General features: G+C 62.9%; 15 protein-coding genes. 13 read left to right on the top strand and 2 right to left on the bottom strand.

Features of this window, described 5'->3' with window-relative positions:
- Nucleotides 1–252 precede the first annotated feature (252 nt).
- The gene (gene rsgA / locus ACF8O8_RS24080; protein ID WP_014592599.1) at nucleotides 253–1,284 is read right to left on the bottom strand and encodes a small ribosomal subunit biogenesis GTPase RsgA; all 1,032 of its coding nucleotides are present in this window, start codon (nucleotides 1,282–1,284) and stop codon (nucleotides 253–255) included.
- A gap of 152 nt (nucleotides 1,285–1,436) precedes the next feature.
- On the opposite strand from rsgA, the gene orn reads away from it, so the two are divergent.
- Complete coding sequence (gene orn / locus ACF8O8_RS24075) at nucleotides 1,437–1,979, top strand: oligoribonuclease (protein ID WP_003249514.1); 543 nt, start codon at nucleotides 1,437–1,439, stop codon at nucleotides 1,977–1,979.
- A gap of 91 nt (nucleotides 1,980–2,070) precedes the next feature.
- Nucleotides 2,071–2,682, top strand: a complete 612-nt coding sequence (locus tag ACF8O8_RS24070) for a trimeric intracellular cation channel family protein (RefSeq protein WP_020193322.1) — start codon at nucleotides 2,071–2,073, stop codon at nucleotides 2,680–2,682.
- Nucleotides 2,683–2,821: 139 nt separating this feature from the next.
- On the opposite strand, the gene queG is transcribed toward ACF8O8_RS24070, so the two are convergent.
- On the bottom strand, nucleotides 2,822–3,886 hold the full coding sequence (queG, locus tag ACF8O8_RS24065) for a tRNA epoxyqueuosine(34) reductase QueG (RefSeq protein WP_392510602.1): 1,065 nt from the start codon (nucleotides 3,884–3,886) through the stop codon (nucleotides 2,822–2,824).
- Between the two features lie 65 nt (nucleotides 3,887–3,951).
- On the opposite strand from queG, the gene ACF8O8_RS24060 reads away from it, so the two are divergent.
- From ACF8O8_RS24060 to ACF8O8_RS24010, 11 genes are all read left to right on the top strand, one after another.
- Nucleotides 3,952–4,812: an NAD(P)H-hydrate dehydratase gene (locus ACF8O8_RS24060; protein WP_392510601.1), complete on the top strand. Its 861-nt coding sequence runs from the start codon at nucleotides 3,952–3,954 to the stop codon at nucleotides 4,810–4,812.
- On the top strand, nucleotides 4,800–5,273 hold the full coding sequence (tsaE, locus tag ACF8O8_RS24055; protein ID WP_392510600.1) for a tRNA (adenosine(37)-N6)-threonylcarbamoyltransferase complex ATPase subunit type 1 TsaE: 474 nt from the start codon (nucleotides 4,800–4,802) through the stop codon (nucleotides 5,271–5,273). The genes ACF8O8_RS24060 and tsaE overlap by 13 nt, the downstream gene beginning before the upstream one ends.
- An 11-nt stretch (nucleotides 5,274–5,284) precedes the next feature.
- Entirely contained in the window at nucleotides 5,285–6,715 is a 1,431-nt protein-coding gene (locus ACF8O8_RS24050; protein WP_003249525.1) for an N-acetylmuramoyl-L-alanine amidase, read from the top strand.
- Nucleotides 6,715–8,613 (top strand): DNA mismatch repair endonuclease MutL, encoded by a 1,899-nt coding sequence (gene mutL / locus ACF8O8_RS24045; protein ID WP_010955484.1) that lies wholly within the window; start codon nucleotides 6,715–6,717, stop codon nucleotides 8,611–8,613. Before ACF8O8_RS24050 ends, mutL begins: the two co-directional genes overlap by 1 nt.
- Nucleotide 8,614: 1 nt before the next feature.
- Nucleotides 8,615–9,586 (top strand): tRNA (adenosine(37)-N6)-dimethylallyltransferase MiaA, encoded by a 972-nt coding sequence (miaA, locus tag ACF8O8_RS24040; RefSeq protein WP_010955483.1) that lies wholly within the window; start codon nucleotides 8,615–8,617, stop codon nucleotides 9,584–9,586.
- A gap of 94 nt (nucleotides 9,587–9,680) precedes the next feature.
- Nucleotides 9,681–9,941 (top strand): RNA chaperone Hfq, encoded by a 261-nt coding sequence (gene hfq / locus ACF8O8_RS24035; protein ID WP_003249532.1) that lies wholly within the window; start codon nucleotides 9,681–9,683, stop codon nucleotides 9,939–9,941.
- Nucleotides 9,942–9,953: 12 nt separating this feature from the next.
- A complete protein-coding gene (hflX, locus tag ACF8O8_RS24030) occupies nucleotides 9,954–11,255 on the top strand; it encodes a ribosome rescue GTPase HflX (protein WP_003249534.1) in 1,302 nt (433 codons plus the stop codon).
- A 96-nt stretch (nucleotides 11,256–11,351) separates the two neighbouring features.
- Entirely contained in the window at nucleotides 11,352–12,533 is a 1,182-nt protein-coding gene (gene hflK, locus ACF8O8_RS24025; RefSeq protein ID WP_003249536.1) for an FtsH protease activity modulator HflK, read from the top strand.
- Nucleotides 12,533–13,402 (top strand): protease modulator HflC, encoded by an 870-nt coding sequence (gene hflC, locus ACF8O8_RS24020; protein WP_003249538.1) that lies wholly within the window; start codon nucleotides 12,533–12,535, stop codon nucleotides 13,400–13,402. Before hflK ends, hflC begins: the two co-directional genes overlap by 1 nt.
- Before the next feature lie 301 nt (nucleotides 13,403–13,703).
- A complete protein-coding gene (locus ACF8O8_RS24015) occupies nucleotides 13,704–14,891 on the top strand; it encodes an ATP phosphoribosyltransferase regulatory subunit (RefSeq protein WP_010955481.1) in 1,188 nt (395 codons plus the stop codon).
- A 56-nt stretch (nucleotides 14,892–14,947) separates the two neighbouring features.
- Nucleotides 14,948–16,240: an adenylosuccinate synthase gene (locus ACF8O8_RS24010; protein ID WP_003249542.1), complete on the top strand. Its 1,293-nt coding sequence runs from the start codon at nucleotides 14,948–14,950 to the stop codon at nucleotides 16,238–16,240.
- Nucleotides 16,241–16,762: the final 522 nt, after the last annotated feature.

Below are 16,762 nucleotides of genomic sequence, written 5' to 3'. Positions count from 1 at the left end.
ATCACTGTAGGCGCGGGTTTACCCGCGAAGCCTCCAGCGCGGTGAATGGCACCGGCGTTGCCGGTGTTCGCGGCTAAAGCCGCTACATACACATCGGTGATTGGGCGCAGGCCGTCGTAGGAGCGGGTTCACCCGCGAAAGGGCCGGACCTGCTGGCCAATTTCCACCCGCCGTTCACCGTTGCAGTCGCCACCGTATTCGCGGGTAAACCCGCTCATACAAGGGATCGCGGCAACTTTCAATTCGAGCGTTTCAGTAGCTGTCTTCTGCCAGGCTGGCGATGATCGAGCGGTAGCTGTTCATGCGCTGCGGCTTGATGCGCCCCTCTTCCAGTGCCTTGAGCAGCGCGCAGCCCGGTTCGCGGTCATGCTTGCAGTCGCGGAAGCGGCAGGTGCCGAACAGGTCGCGGAACTCGATGAAGCCATCCTCCACGTCGTCGCGGCTGACATGGCCAAGGCCGAATTCGCGGATACCCGGCGAGTCGATCAGGTCGCCGCCGTTGGGGAAGTGGTACAGCCGCGCCGTGGTGGTGGTGTGGGTACCTTGGCCTGACCATTCCGACAAGTCGCCGACGCGGGTGCCGGCGTCTGGCAGCAGGCTGTTGACCAGCGACGACTTGCCCACCCCCGACTGGCCGACGAACACGCTGATATGGCCGTCGAGTTGTTGCTGCAGGCGCTGCATGCCGTCGCCCTGGTGAGCCGATACTTCCAGCAGCGGGTAGCCCAGTTCGCGGTAGACCTCCAGCAGCGCATGCAGGCCGGGGCCGTTCTCGTCGTTGATCAGGTCGGCTTTGTTCAGCAGCAGCAGCGGGCGCAGGCCGGCGTGCTCGGCCGCTACCAGATAGCGGTCGATCAGGTTCGGGTGCGGCTCCGGCGCCGGGGCGAACACGATCACGATCAGGTCGACGTTGGCTGCCACCGGCTTGAGTTGACCATGGTTGTTCGGCCGGCACAGTTCGGTGCTGCGCGGCATCTGCGCCACGATCACGCCGATGCCCTGGTTACCCGCACGCCACACGACACGGTCGCCGGTGACCAGTGCTGGCAGGTTGGCGCGCAAATGGCAGCGGAACACCTGGCCTGCGGTTTCGCCATCCTGAGCTTCAACTTCTACCTGCACGCCGAAGTGCGCGATCACCAGGCCCAGTTGTTCCGGCCCCAGATCGCCACCTTCCAGTTCCTGCAGTGCATGCTGCTCGCGTTTGGCCGCGCGAGCGGCGCGCTCGCCCTGGATTTTTTCGATCCGCCAGTTTTGGCGGCGATTGAGCTGGCGTTTGGCCATGAAGGTACCGTAAGAGAGGCCCGGCGTGGGGCATTGAAAACGGCAGGCAGTTTAGCACGCCCGCCGCTGGACTATTCTGCTCACCTTTGTGCCGTGAATGGGCGTGCCTTGGCCACTAGGCTAATATGACCGCCTATATGAGGAGCCCCTGCATGCAAAACCCACAGAACCTGATCTGGATCGACCTGGAAATGACCGGCCTGGATCCGGACAGCGACGTCATCATCGAAATGGCCACCATCGTCACCGACAGCGAGCTCAATACCTTAGCCGAAGGCCCGGTGATCGCCATCCACCACAGTGACGAAGTGCTGGCGCGCATGGACGAGTGGAACACCCGCACCCATGGCGCTTCGGGGCTGACCCAGCGCGTGCGCGAGAGCAAGGTCAGCATGGCCGAAGCCGAGGCGCAGACCATCGCCTTCCTCGAGCAGTGGGTGCCTAAAGGCAAGTCGCCGATCTGCGGCAACAGCATCTGCCAGGATCGTCGTTTCCTCTACCGCCACATGCGCAACCTGGAAAACTACTTCCACTACCGCAACCTGGATGTCTCCACCCTCAAGGAACTGGCCGCGCGCTGGGCGCCGGACGTGCGTGACAGCTTCAAGAAAGGCAATACCCACCTGGCGCTGGACGATATCCGCGAATCGATCGCCGAACTGCGTCACTATCGCGAGCACTTCATCAAGCTGTGAGTCGAATCGGCGCAGATATTGTATCTGCGCCCCCTTTTGGTGCCCTGGGCAACTGGTTAGACTGCGCGCCTTTCCTGCACGGACCCGCACCATGTTGTTGATGCTCTACCTTATCGCCATTACCGCCGAAGCCATGACTGGCGCGCTGTCTGCCGGGCGTCGCGGCATGGACTGGTTTGGCGTGGTGCTGATCGCCTGCGTCACTGCGCTTGGGGGCGGCTCGGTGCGTGATGTGCTGCTCGGGCATTATCCGCTGACCTGGGTGAAGCACCCGGAGTACCTGGTGCTGACCAGTTTTGCGGCGCTGCTGACCATTTTCATCGCGCCAATGATGCGCCGCCTTCGCTCGCTGTTCCTGGTGCTCGATGCCCTGGGGCTGGTGGCGTTTACCCTGATAGGTTGCATGACGGCGCTGGAGATGGGGCAGGGCATGCTGGTGGCGTCGATCAGCGGGGTGATCACCGGGGTGTTTGGCGGGATCCTGCGGGATATCTTCTGCAACGACATCCCGCTGGTGTTCCGCCGTGAGCTGTATGCCAGCGTGTCATTCGCGGCGGCCTGGTTCTATCTGGGATGCGTGTATTTCAAGGTGCCGGCGGAGCAGGCGATGTTGCTGACTCTGTTTGGCGGCTTCCTGTTGCGCCTGTTGGCGATACGCTTCCACTGGGAAATGCCCAAGTTCCACTACAACGACCAGCAGTGACGCAATTTACAAGCGCAACATGGCCCTTGTGGGAGCGGGCGTGCCCGCGAACACCGGCGAAGTGGTGCCATTCCCTGTGTTGCCTGCTTCGCGGGCGCGCCCGCTCCCACAAGGATGGCGCATGCTCTGAGGCTGGTCGCTATTGAGCTCCGTGACGGGCCAGCGCCCACTCCACATGCTCGCGCACCAATTCCGATTCATCGTCACGCCTGGCCTTCAGCGCCTCGATCACCGGAATCGTGGAGGGCGCATTGCCCAACCCCACCGCCAGGTTGCGCAAGAACCGCTCGTACCCCGCCCGCCGCAAAGGCCCGCCCTCGGTCTTGCGCAGGAAGGTGCGTTCATCCCACAGGAACATCGCCGCCAGGTCGGTATTTTCCAGCCCGTGCCGTGGCTGGAAGTCCTGCTCCTGACTGTGCTTGGCAAAACGGTTCCAGGGGCAGACGATCTGGCAGTCGTCGCAACCGAATACCCGGTTGCCCATCTTTGCGCGTAACTCGACAGGAATCGCGCCCCTCAGCTCGATGGTCAGGTACGAGATGCAGCGTCGCGCATCCAGCACATAGGGCCCGACAAACGCTTGTGTCGGGCAGATGTCCAGGCAGGCCTGGCAACGCCCGCAGTGCTCGCTGGTGGTGGCTTCGTCCACCGGCAACGGCAGGTCGACGAACAGTTCGGCAAGGAAGAAGTAGCTACCCGCCTTGCGGTTGAGCAGCAGCGTGTTCTTGCCGATCCAGCCCAGCCCGGCCTGTTCGGCCAGGGCTTTTTCCAGTACCGGGGCGCTGTCCACGAAGGCGCGGTAGCCGAACGGGCCGATGGCTTCCTGGATGCGGTCGGCGAGGAACTGCACGCGCTTGCGCACCAGCTTGTGGTAGTCCCGGCCAAGCGCGTAGCGTGACACGTAGGCATTCTCGGGCTGGGCCAGGCGCTGCGCCATCTGCGTATCGCCGGGCAGGTAGTCCATACGTAGCGAGACCACGCGTACCGTGCCGGGGATCAGTTGGTCGGGATGTGACCTTTTGCTGCCGTGGGCGCCCAGGTATTCCATTTCACCCTGATAACCGGCGTCGAGCCAACGCTGCAGGTGGTGTTCGTGTTCGCCAAGGTCGACCCCGGCGATGCCAACATGGGCAAAACCGAGTTCCTGGCCCCAAATCTTGATCGATTGGGCCAGTTGGGCGAGGTCAGGTGTAGAGGCGGACATGGATGGGCAAGGCAATACGGGCTCAGGTGCGTATAATTCTGCCAGACATTGGAGCCTTTGACCCCATGCCGCAGACCAAACACCCCAGTAATGCCCCACAATTGCTCAGCAGCGTGACGGTTGCCCGCCTGCCGGCACGGCAGGCGCATGCCCACAAAGGCGACTTTGGCCATGTACTGGTGGTCGGTGGCGACCTGGGTACCGGAGGCGCTGTGTTGCTCAGTGCCGAAGCCGCCCTGCGTTGTGGCGCCGGGCTGGTCAGCGTGGCAACCCGGCCCGAGCACGTGTCGGCCAGCCTGGCGCGCCTGCCCGAGGTCATGTGCCTGGGTGTCCGTTCGGCCAACCAACTGATGGGTGTGCTGGAGCGCGCCTCGGTCCTGGTGGTCGGGCCCGGCGTGGGGCAGGCGGCGTGGGGCTGTAGCCTGTTGTCGGCGGTGGCCAACGCCGAGCGGCCGCAAGTGTGGGATGCCGATGCCTTGAATTTGCTGGCGCGAACCCCGCTGGCCCTGCCCAGTGGCAGCATCCTTACTCCGCACCCAGGGGAGGCGGCGCGGCTGCTGGGCATTTCCACTGAAGCCGTGCAGGCCGACCGTCCTGGTGCTGCGCGCAAGCTGGCGCGCCGTTATAACAGCGTCTGTGTACTCAAAGGTGCCGGCACCCTGGTGGCAGCCCCGAGCGGGCAGCTGGCGTTGTGCGAGCGCGGGCACCCGGCGATGGCCGGCGCCGGCCTGGGCGATGTGCTGACTGGCGTGCTGGCAGCCCTGTTGGCCCAAGGCCTGGATGCCTGGGGCGCAGCCTGTCTGGGGGTGTGGCTGCACGCCTGTGCCGGCGAGCGCCTTGGGAAAAAAGGTAGAGGCCTGGCGGCCAGTGATCTGGCGCCGGCCATTCGTGAGTTGTTGGAGGAGCATTCTGCGTGTCTGGCTTAAATCTGTTTCTGGCCGATGAAGAGGCCACGGTCAAATTCGGTGCAGCACTGGCCGAGGTGACCGGCGGTCGCGGCGTGATTTTCCTTGAGGGCGACCTGGGCGCGGGTAAAACAACCCTGTCGCGTGGCCTGATCCGCGGTCTGGGCCATACTGGGCCTGTGAAAAGCCCGACGTTCACCGTGGTCGAACCCTATGAAATCGGCGAGGTCCGAGCCTTTCACTTCGACCTGTATCGCCTGGTCGACCCGGAGGAGCTTGAGTTCATGGGCATTCGTGACTATTTCGAGGGCGACCCGCTGTGCCTGTTCGAATGGCCACAAAAGGGTGCGGGCGTTTTGCCAAAGCCTGACCTGACCATTACCATAAGCCCCCAAGCGAGTGGACGCTCGCTGAACCTTTCGCCGCAGGGGGCTCGCGGCGAGGCCTGGTGCGTGGCACTGGCCGAACACTATAAACAGTAAGTGGGGTAGGTATGCGCATACGCGCACTGGTCGCCATCGTTGGGCTGCTGCTGACAACGGTGACCGTTGAGGCTCTGGCCGTCACTCAAGTCAAGAGCATGCGCCTGTGGCGCGCACCGGACAACACGCGGCTGGTCTTCGACCTGTCTGGCCCCGTGCAGCATAGTGTCTTCACCCTGAGCGCACCCGATCGCCTGGTCATCGACATCAATGGCGCAACATTGGCCGCGCCACTGAATGTGGCCACCTCCAACACGCCGATAAGCAGTGTGCGTTCGGCTCAGCGTACGCCAACCGACCTTCGGGTTGTGGTCGACCTGAAAAAGTCGGTTACCCCGAAAAGCTTCACCCTGGCGCCCAACGCACAGTACGGCAACCGCTTGGTGGTCGACCTGTATGACCAGGAGGCTGACGCTATCGCGGCCAGCACGCCGCCACCTGCGCCGGCCCCGGTACAAACGCCTGCAACAACGCCCGCGGTGCCCGTGACGCCGACCCAGCCGGCGATCAAGCTGCCACCGGTACCCAGTGGCAAGCGTGACATCGTGGTTGCCATCGATGCCGGGCACGGCGGCGAAGACCCTGGCGCTTCCGGCTCGCGTGGCCAGCACGAAAAAGACATCGTGTTGCAGATCGCCAAGGAACTGCAGCGTCAGATCAACAGCGAAAAAGGTTTCCGTGCAGAGCTGACCCGCACCGGCGATTACTTCATCCCGCTGCGCAAGCGTACGGAAATCGCCCGCAAGAAAGGCGCCGACCTGTTCATTTCGATTCACGCCGACGCGGCCCCGTCGCGCGCAGCCTTTGGCGCCTCGGTGTTCGCCCTGTCCGATCGTGGAGCCACCTCCGAGACGGCGCGCTGGCTGGCCGACACGGAAAACCGTTCTGACCTGATCGGTGGTGCGGGTAATGTCAGCCTCGACGACAAGGACCGCATGCTCGCTGGCGTGCTGCTTGATCTGTCGATGACCGCTACGCTCAGCTCCAGCCTCAACGTGGGGCAAAAGGTATTGGGCAACATGGGGCGGGTCACTTCGTTGCACAAGCAGCGCGTGGAACAGGCCGGGTTCATGGTGCTGAAGTCGCCGGATATTCCGTCGATCCTCGTTGAAACCGGGTTCATCTCGAACAACAACGAAGCAGCCAAGCTGGCCTCGTCGAGCCACCAGCAAGCGTTGGCCCGTTCGATCCGCACTGGGGTGCACCAGTACTTCCAGCAGAACCCACCACCTGGCACCTATATCGCCTGGCTGCGTGACACCGGCAAGATCGCCGCCGGCCCGCGTGAACACACCGTACGCCCTGGCGAAACCCTGGCGATGCTCGCCGTGCGTTACCAGGTCAGTGTGGCCAGTCTGCGCAGCATCAACAGCCTCAAGACCGATGAGCTGAAGGTTGGCCAGCGCCTCGATGTACCCGCCACAACCTTGGCCGCGCAATGATGAGTGGCGGTTCGCGAATTCAGTTGCTCAGCCCGCGGCTGGCCAACCAGATTGCCGCCGGCGAGGTTGTCGAGCGGCCGGCGTCTGTGGCCAAGGAACTGCTGGAAAACAGCCTGGACTCCGGTGCCCGGCGCATCGATATCGAAGTCGAGCAGGGCGGCGTCAAACTGCTGAAGGTGCGGGATGATGGCAGCGGCATTTCTGCCGACGACCTGCCGCTGGCCCTGGCTCGACACGCCACCAGCAAGATCCGCGAGCTGGAAGACCTAGAAGGGGTATTGAGCCTGGGCTTCCGTGGCGAGGCCTTGGCCTCGATCAGTTCGGTGGCGCGCCTGACCCTGACCTCGCGTACCGCCAGTGCCAGTGAGGCCTGGCAAGTAGAAACCGAAGGCCGCGACATGACGCCGCGGGTGCAGCCGGCGGCGCACCCGGTCGGTACCTCGGTGGAAGTGCGCGATTTGTTCTTCAATACCCCGGCCAGGCGCAAGTTCCTCAAAGCCGAGAAAACCGAATTCGATCACTTGCAGGAAGTGATCCGGCGGCTGGCGCTGGCCCGTTTCGATGTCGGCTTCCACCTGCGCCACAATGGCAAGAGCATCCTCAGCCTGCACGAGGCCCACGACGAAATCGCCCGTGCACGGCGGGTGGGTGCCATCTGCGGCCCGGGCTTCATGGAGCAGGCACTGCCGATCGACGTCGAGCGCAACGGTCTGCGCCTTTGGGGCTGGGTCGGCCTGCCGACGTTCTCGCGCAGCCAGGCAGACCTGCAGTACTTCTTCGTCAATGGCCGGGCAGTGCGCGACAAACTGGTCGCCCATGCCGTGCGTCAGGCCTACCGGGACGTGCTGTTCAACGGCCGCCACCCCACGTTCGTGCTGTTCCTGGAACTGGAGCCCAACGGCGTCGATGTGAACGTGCACCCAACCAAGCATGAAGTACGGTTCCGCGAAGGGCGCTCGGTGCATGACTTCCTGTATGGCACCTTGCACCGTGCCTTGGCCGATGTACGTCCGGAAGACCAGCTGGCCGCACCTGCTGCCGTACCTGAGCTGGTTCGCCCCACCGGCCAGCAGGCCGGTGAGTTCGGGCCCCAGGGTGAAATGCGCCTGGCCTCGCCGGTGCTTGAACAGCCTCGAGCCCCGCAACAGTCGTTTTCCAATGGTGGCAGCGGCGCCGGTTACCAGTATCAATACACCCCACGTCCCTCGCAGCCGCTGCCGGCCGCAGAGGCACAGGCGGTGTACCGCGAGTTCTATAAGCCGCTGGAAACAGGTGCTGCGCCTGCGACGGCACTGCCCGAAAGCCAGGGCGACATTCCCCCGCTAGGCTATGCCCTGGCGCAGCTCAAGGGTATCTACATCCTGGCCGAGAATGCTGTTGGCCTGGTGCTGGTGGACATGCACGCCGCCCACGAGCGGATAATGTACGAGCGCCTCAAGGTGGCCATGGCCAGCGAGGGCCTGAGCGGCCAGCCGCTGCTGGTGCCGGAGACCCTGGCCCTCAGCCAGCGTGAAGCCGACTGTGCCGAAGAGCATGCACAGTGGTTTCAGCGCCTGGGCTTCGAATTGCAGCGCCTGGGCCCCGAGACCCTGGCGATTCGCCAGATCCCGGCCTTGCTCAAGCAGGCTGAAGCCAACCGCCTGGTGCAGGACGTGCTTGCCGACCTTATGGAGTACGGCACCAGTGATCGCATTCAGGCGCACCTCAACGAGCTGCTCGGCACCATGGCTTGCCACGGTGCCGTGCGCGCCAACCGGCGTCTGGCAATTCCCGAGATGAACGCCCTGCTGCGCGACATGGAAAACACCGAGCGCAGCGGCCAGTGCAACCATGGTCGTCCTACCTGGACCCAGATGGGGCTGGACGATCTGGACAAACTTTTCCTGCGCGGTCGATGAAATGAGCGGCAAGCCCCCTGCAATATTCCTGATGGGTCCGACGGCGGCCGGCAAGACCGACCTTGCCATCGAACTGACCACAGTGCTGCCGTGTGAACTGATCAGCGTCGATTCGGCACTTGTCTACCGTGGCATGGATATCGGTTCGGCCAAGCCGTCGAAAGAAGTCCTCGCTGCCCACCCGCACCGGCTGATCGACATTCTCGACCCGGCCCAGAGCTATTCCGCCGCGCAGTTCCGTGCCGACGCGCTGGAGGCCATGGCCGAGATCACCGCGCGCGGCAAGATCCCGCTGTTGGTCGGCGGCACCATGCTCTATTACAAGGCGTTGATCGATGGCCTGGCCGACATGCCGGCCGCCGATGCGACGGTGCGCGCCGAGCTGGAAGCGCAGGCTGAAGCCCTGGGCCTGGCCGAGCTGCACCGCCAGTTGGCCGAAGTCGACCCGGAGTCCGCGGCACGTATCCACCCCAATGACCCGCAGCGGCTGATCCGGGCATTGGAGGTATACCGGGTGAGCGGCGAGAGCATGACAGCTCATCGTCGGCGTCAATTCGCGGAAAGTCGCGGCGCAGACGCAGGCGCCGGCGGACATTTGCCCTATACTGTCGCCAGTTTGGCGATTGCTCCTACAGATCGTCACATTTTGCATCAGCGAATTGCGTTACGATTTTCGCAGATGCTGGAACAGGGCTTCGTTGACGAGGTCCGATCGCTGCGAGCCAGAAGTGACTTGCACGCCGGGCTGCCGTCTATACGGGCAGTGGGGTATCGGCAAGTCTGGGATTACCTGGATGGCAAGCTGACTGAGAATGAGATGCGTGAACGCGGTATCATCGCTACCCGGCAGCTGGCCAAACGGCAGTTCACCTGGTTGCGTGGCTGGCCTGAAGTGCACTGGCTTGACAGCCTGGCCTGCGACAATCTGTCCCGCACCTTGAAATACCTTGGGGCCATCTCCATATTGAGCTGAGTCCCTGCTGATTGCCGTCTATTCTTGCGAAGGGGCGGCCTAATTTATCGATTTTATTGATTTTCTATTATTTATCCTTACAGGAGTGCGGCATATGTCAAAAGGGCATTCGCTACAAGACCCTTACTTGAACACCTTGAGAAAAGAAAAGGTCCCGGTATCCATTTACCTGGTCAACGGTATCAAACTGCAGGGCTCGATCGAATCGTTCGACCAGTTCGTGGTATTGCTGAAGAACACCGTCAGCCAGATGGTCTACAAGCACGCCATCTCGACCGTAGTTCCGGCCCGTCCGGTCCGCCTGCCAAGCCCGACCGACAGCGAGCACGGCGACAGCGAGCCAGGCAACGCCTGATAGGAGCCTGCATTGTTCTTTGAGCGCCACGGTGGTGGTGAGCGGGCGTTGCTCGTTCACTTGGAAGGTCAGAACCCTGAGGCGCGCGAAGACCCGCAGGAGTTTCAGGAGTTGGCATTGTCGGCCGGTGCCGACATCGTCTCGCTGGTCACGGTGACAAGGCATCAGCCTTCCGCCAAATACCTGATTGGCAGTGGCAAGGTCGAAGAGCTGCACGACCTGGTCCATGCCGAACAGGTAGACCTGGTGATTTTCAATCACACCCTCACGCCCAGTCAGGAGCGCAACCTTGAACGTGTGTTCGAGTGTCGTGTGCTCGACCGTACCGGGCTGATCCTCGATATCTTCGCCCAACGGGCGCGTACCCATGAAGGCAAGCTGCAGGTCGAACTGGCCCAGCTGGAGCACATGAGCACGCGGCTGGTGCGCGGCTGGACTCACCTTGAGCGACAAAAAGGTGGTATCGGCCTGCGCGGCCCGGGTGAAACCCAGCTGGAAACCGACCGCCGCCTGTTGCGGGTGCGTATACGCCAGATCAAGTCGCGCCTGGAGAAAGTGCGCAGCCAGCGTGAGCAGGCGCGTCGCGGGCGCAAGCGCGCGGATATCCCCTCGGTGTCGCTGGTGGGTTATACCAACGCCGGCAAGTCCACGCTGTTCAACGCCCTGACCGAATCCGAGGTGTATGCCGCGGACCAGTTGTTCGCCACCCTCGACCCGACCCTGCGCCGGCTCGAGCTCAACGACCTGGGGCCGATCGTGCTGGCCGACACCGTAGGCTTCATTCGCCACCTGCCGCACAAGCTGGTCGAGGCATTTCGGGCTACGCTCGAAGAGTCGAGCAACTCCGACCTGCTGCTGCATGTGATCGACGCCCATGAGCCAGAGCGCATGGAGCAGATCGAGCAGGTGCTGGCGGTGTTGGGCGAGATTGGTGCCGAGGGGTTGCCGATCCTGGAGGTGTACAACAAACTCGACTTGCTCGAAGATGTCGAGCCACAGATCCAGCGCAATGCCGATGGCAAGCCGGAACGGGTCTGGGTATCGGCACGCGATGGGCGTGGCCTGGAGCTGGTTGGCCAGGCGGTTGCCGAGTTGCTGGGGGATGATCTGTTTGTCGGTACCCTGTGCCTGGAGCAGCGTTTTGCCCGCTTGCGCGCGCAATTCTTTGCCTTGGGTGCCGTGCAGAGTGAAGAGCATGATGAAGAAGGGCGCAGCCTGCTGAGCGTGCGACTGCCCATGGTCGAACTGAATCGCCTGGTCAGCCGCGAAGGCATGGAGCCGCAAGTGTTTGTCCAGCAACACACTTTGCAATAAATGCTCGTCGAGGTCGCCGGGCAGCAGTGACAGGCATTCTGTAGCATTGGACGGCGCGCCGTGGGCGCGTCTTTGCTTTATCAGATGGAGAGCGCTATGGCTTGGAACGAGCCGGGTGGCAACTCGAACAATCAGGATCCCTGGGGCGGCCGCCGCGGTGGCGGTGGCGGCGGTGGTGACAAGAAAGGTCCACCGGATCTGGACGAGGCCTTCCGCAAACTGCAGGACAGCCTGAATGGCATGTTCGGCGGCAGCAAGAAACGTGGCGGCGGTGATCGCAATGTCGGCAAGGGCGGTGGCCTGGGCCTGCTGGGCATCGGCCTGGCGGTGCTGGCTGCAATCTGGCTGTACAGCGCCGTGTATGTGGTCGACGAGCAGGAGCAGGCGGTTGTGCTGCGCTTCGGCAAGTACTATGAGACGGTCGGTCCCGGCCTGAACATCTACTTCCCGCCGATTGATCGCAAGTACATGGAAAACGTCACGCGTGAGCGTGCCTACACCAAGCAGGGCCAGATGCTGACCGAAGACGAGAACATCGTCGAGGTGCCGCTGACCGTCCAGTACAAGATCAGCAACCTGCAGGACTTCGTGCTCAACGTCGACCAGCCTGAGGTGAGCTTGCAGCACGCGACCGACAGCGCCCTGCGCCACGTGGTGGGTTCCACTTCGATGGACCAGGTGTTGACCGAGGGTCGTGAGCAGATGGCCGTGGATATCCGCGAACGCCTGCAGCGCTTCCTCGACAACTACCGCACCGGTATCACCGTTACCCAGGTCAACGTACAGAGCGCGGCGGCCCCGCGTGAAGTGCAGGAAGCCTTCGACGACGTGATCCGCGCCCGCGAAGACGAGCAGCGTGCCCGCAACCAGGCCGAGTCCTATGCCAATGGCGTGGTGCCGGAAGCCCGTGGTCAGGCCCAGCGCATCATCGAGGATGCCAATGGTTACCGCGACGAAGTCATTGCCCGCGCCAAGGGTGAGGCAGACCGCTTCACCAAGCTGCTTGCCGAGTACCGCAAGGCACCTGACGTAACCCGTGAGCGTCTGTATCTGGAGACCATGCAAGAGGTCTACAGCAACTCGAGCAAGGTCATGGTGGCAACCAAGGACGGGCAGAGCAACCTGCTCTACCTGCCGCTGGACAAGATGGTCGAGGGCAGCCGCAAGCCGTCCGTGCCAACCACCAGCGCGTCGCCATCGGCTAACGATGCGGCCGCTCGTGCCGCGCAGGACATGCAACAGCAACAGCAGCCGCTGCGTACTAGGGAGAGCCGCTGATGAGCAATAGATCGCTGATCGCCCTGATCGCCGCCGTGGTCCTGGCCATTGTGGCCTGGAACAGCTTCTACATCGTGTCCCAGACCGAGCGGGCGGTACTGCTGCGTTTCGGTAAAGTGGTCCAGGCGGATGTTCAGCCAGGCCTGCACGTGAAGATTCCGTACGTGAACCAGGTGCGCAGGTTCGACGCCCGGCTGATGACACTCGACGCGCCTACCCAGCGGTTCCTGACCCTGGAAAAGAAAGCGGTGATGGTCGACGCCTACGCCAAGTGGCGCGTCAAGGACGCTGAACGCTTCTACACCGCCACGTCCGGCATGAAGCAGATCGCCGACGAGCGTCTGTCGCGTCGTCTGGAAAGTGGCCTGCGCGACCAGTTCGGTAAACGTACCCTGCACGAAGTGGTTTCCGGTGAACGTGATGCACTGATGGCTGACATCACTGCATCGCTGAATCGCATGGCGAGCAAGGAACTGGGCATCGAGGTGGTCGACGTGCGCGTCAAGGCCATCGACCTGCCGAAGGAAGTCAACCGCAGCGTGTTCGACCGCATGAGCACCGAGCGTGAGCGTGAAGCCCGCGAGCACCGTGCCAAGGGTAACGAGCTGGCTGAGGGTATCCGTGCCGATGCCGACCGTCAGCGCCGTGTGCTGCTGGCCGAGGCTTATCGCGAAGCAGAAGAAACCCGTGGTGATGGCGATGCCCAAGCGGCCGCTATCTATGCCAAGGCTTACAGCCAGGACGCTGATTTCTATGCGTTCCACCGTAGCCTGCAGGCATACCGCGAGAGCTTCTCGAGCAAGAGCGACGTGATGGTCCTGGACCCGAAGAACGAATTCTTCCGTTACCTGGACAAGAGCAGACCGTGATGCTCAGGCCCTGATTTTCATGCAGCGGCACCCCGCCTGGCAGCTAATGCACCAGGCGGGGTGCATCCTGAATGAAAAGGGGTGTATGATGAGGCAGCCGGGAAATTTCCCGGCTTTTTTGCGTCTGCAAGGTTGATTGGCTCAGCGCCGGTTGACGGTTTGGTCAGCTCGCAAGGCAATTTGAGGGTGTCGGGTACGGTGGCTGCGCTGGGATCAGTGCTGCCCGCTGCTGTGCGCGATACCGGCTTTTCTGACGGTTTGCCTGCTGGCAAGCCGCCCGGACCAGAGGGGAAATGGCGTAATGGCAACGGTAGACCGCTGGCTGCTGCCAGATGGCATCGAGGAAGTACTGCCACCTGAGGCTGCGCGCATCGAGATCGCGCGCCGCCAGGTGTTGGACCTGTTCCAGAGTTGGGGCTACGAACTGGTCGTCACCCCGCATATCGAGTACCTGGAGTCGCTGCTTACCGGCGCCGGCCAGGACCTGGATCAGCGCACCTTCAAGGTAGTGGACCCGCAGTCCGGCCGCCTGATGGGCTTCCGCGCCGACTTCACCCCGCAGGTAGCGCGTATCGATGCGCACACACTGCGCCGTGAAGGCCCGAGCCGGCTGTGCTATGCCGGCAGCGTGCTGCACGCTCAGCCACGTGCCTTGTCCACCTCGCGCAGCCCGATCCAGCTGGGTGCCGAACTGTACGGCGATGCCAGCCCTACCAGCGATGTCGAAGTCATCAGCCTGATGCTCGCCACGCTGCAACTGGCCGATGTGCCGGATGTTCACATGGACCTGGGCCATGTCGGCATCTACCGCGGCCTGGCCCGTGCCGCCGGTCTGTCCGGCGCGGTCGAACAGCAGCTGTTCGACGCCATGCAACGCAAGGCTGTCGATGAAGTGCAGGCGCTGACGGCCGACCTGCCGAAAGACCTGGGCAGCATGCTGCGCGCCCTGGTCGAGCTGTGTGGTGGTCGGGAAGTACTGGCTGAAGCCCGCGTGCGCCTCGGTCGCGCCCCGGCCAGCGTGCTGGCGGCGCTGGATGACCTGCTGGCGATCGCTGATCGCCTGGCGTCGCGCTACCCGGACCTGCCGCTGTACTTCGACCTCGGCGAGCTGCGTGGTTACCACTACCACACGGGCGTGGTGTTCGCCGTGTTCGTGCCAGGCGAAGGCCAATCGATCGCCCAGGGCGGTCGCTACGACGATATCGGCGCCGACTTTGGCCGGGCGCGCCCGGCCACTGGTTTCTCCACGGATTTGAAGACCCTGGTCACACTGGGGCGAGCGGAGGTCGTATTGCCAACTGGCGGCATCTGGATGCCGGACAGTGGCGATGCGGCCCTCTGGCAGCAAGTCTGCCAGTTGCGCAACGAGGGCCAGCGTGTGGTTCAGGCTCTGCCTGGCCAGCCGTTGAGTGCTGCTCTCGAGGCGGATTGTGATCGGCAATTGATTCAGCAAGACGGGCGCTGGCAGGTTCTGCCGCTGGCCCAGTGAGTTTCTGCGTCGGCAACAGGCCGGCAACCAAGTTTGCGTGAATGAGGACCAATGTAATGGGTAAGAATGTCGTCGTCCTGGGCACCCAGTGGGGTGATGAGGGCAAAGGCAAGATCGTCGATCTGCTGACCGAACATGCTGCCGCCGTAGTGCGCTACCAGGGTGGCCACAATGCGGGTCACACCCTGGTGATCAACGGTGAAAAGACCGTTCTGCACCTGATTCCGTCCGGCATCCTGCGTGAAGGCGTGCAGTGCCTGATCGGTAACGGCGTGGTCGTTGCCCCGGATGCACTGATGCGTGAAATCACCAAGCTGGAAGAGAAAGGCGTACCGGTGCGCGAGCGCCTGCGCATTTCCCCGGCTGCGCCGCTGATCCTGTCGTACCATGTGGCCCTGGATCAGGCCCGCGAAAAAGCCCGTGGCGAAGCCAAGATCGGCACCACCGGCCGTGGTATCGGCCCAGCTTACGAAGACAAGGTGGCACGTCGCGGCCTGCGCGTGGGTGATCTGTTCCACCGCGAGCGTTTCGCTGCCAAGCTGGGTGAGCTGCTGGATTACCACAACTTCCAGCTGGTGAACTACTACAAAGAGCCAGCCATCGACTTCCAGCAGACGCTGGACGAGTGCATGGCTTACGCCGAACAGCTCAAGCCGATGATGCTCGACGTCACCGCCGAGCTGCACAACCTGCGTCGCGCCGGCAAGGACATCATGTTCGAAGGCGCCCAGGGCTCGCTGCTGGACATCGACCACGGCACCTACCCGTACGTCACCAGCTCCAACACCACTGCCGGTGGTATTTCCACCGGTTCCGGCGTCGGCCCGATGTACCTCGACTACATCCTCGGTATCACCAAGGCCTACACCACTCGCGTGGGTTCCGGTCCGTTCCCGACCGAACTGTTCGACGAGACCGGTGCTACCCTGGCCAAGCGTGGCCACGAGTTCGGTTCCACCACCGGCCGTGCCCGTCGTTGCGGCTGGTTCGATGCCGTGATCCTGCGTCGCGCCATCGACGTCAACAGCATCTCGGGCATCTGCCTGACCAAGCTGGACGTACTGGACGGCCTGGAAACCATCAACATCTGCGTTGGCTACAAGAACGAGAACGGTGCCGTCATCGACGCGCCTTCCGATGCCGACAGCTACATTGGCCTTGAGCCGGTGTACGAAGAGATGCCAGGCTGGAGCGAGTCGACTCTGGGTGTGAAAACCCTGGAAGAGCTGCCGCAAGCTGCGCGTGACTACATCAAGCGCATCGAAGAGCTGGTTGGCGCGCCGATCGACATCATTTCGACCGGCCCGGACCGCAACGAGACCATCGTGCTGCGTCACCCGTTCGCCTGATCTGCCCTCCAGGCTGATCTGACGCCGCGGCCCTGAGAAGGGCCGCGGCGTTTTCATTTGTGGGCATGTCTGTGCTGGCCAATATCCACCGGTAATCCACCGTTGCCGCCGCTACCGTATTCGCGGGTAAACCCGCTCCTATGTGGGCACACAACGATGGTTGGGCGCAGGCCGTTGTAGGAGCGGGTTTACCCGCGAATGGGCCTGCACACGAAACCCCATTGCTAGACCTTGGCGCATTTCCCCGCTGCCTGCGGCACAACCCTTGCTGTAAGAAGTTTCTGTAGATGCCATCAAAATAGTGGCGCCAGAAAACACGAGGGTTACACCGTGTCTGCCATCCTCTCACTGTTACGAAGCCGCCTCTTGCGGCCTGTGTTTGTTGCCCTTGGTATCGCTCTTTTGGTGCAGGTGCTGGTTGCCGTTGCGCTCACCCGAAGCACGGTCACCGCCCTGGAGGCCGACCTTGGCGAACGGCTGGGTAATGACAGCCGCCAACTCGCAAGCGATCTGGAGCAAGCC

The organism is Pseudomonas sp. TYF_14, from assembly GCF_043105275.1.
In the GTDB taxonomy this organism is placed as follows: Bacteria; Pseudomonadota; Gammaproteobacteria; order Pseudomonadales; family Pseudomonadaceae; genus Aquipseudomonas; species Aquipseudomonas alloputida.
This window is presented reverse-complemented; position numbering and strand designations above follow the sequence as displayed.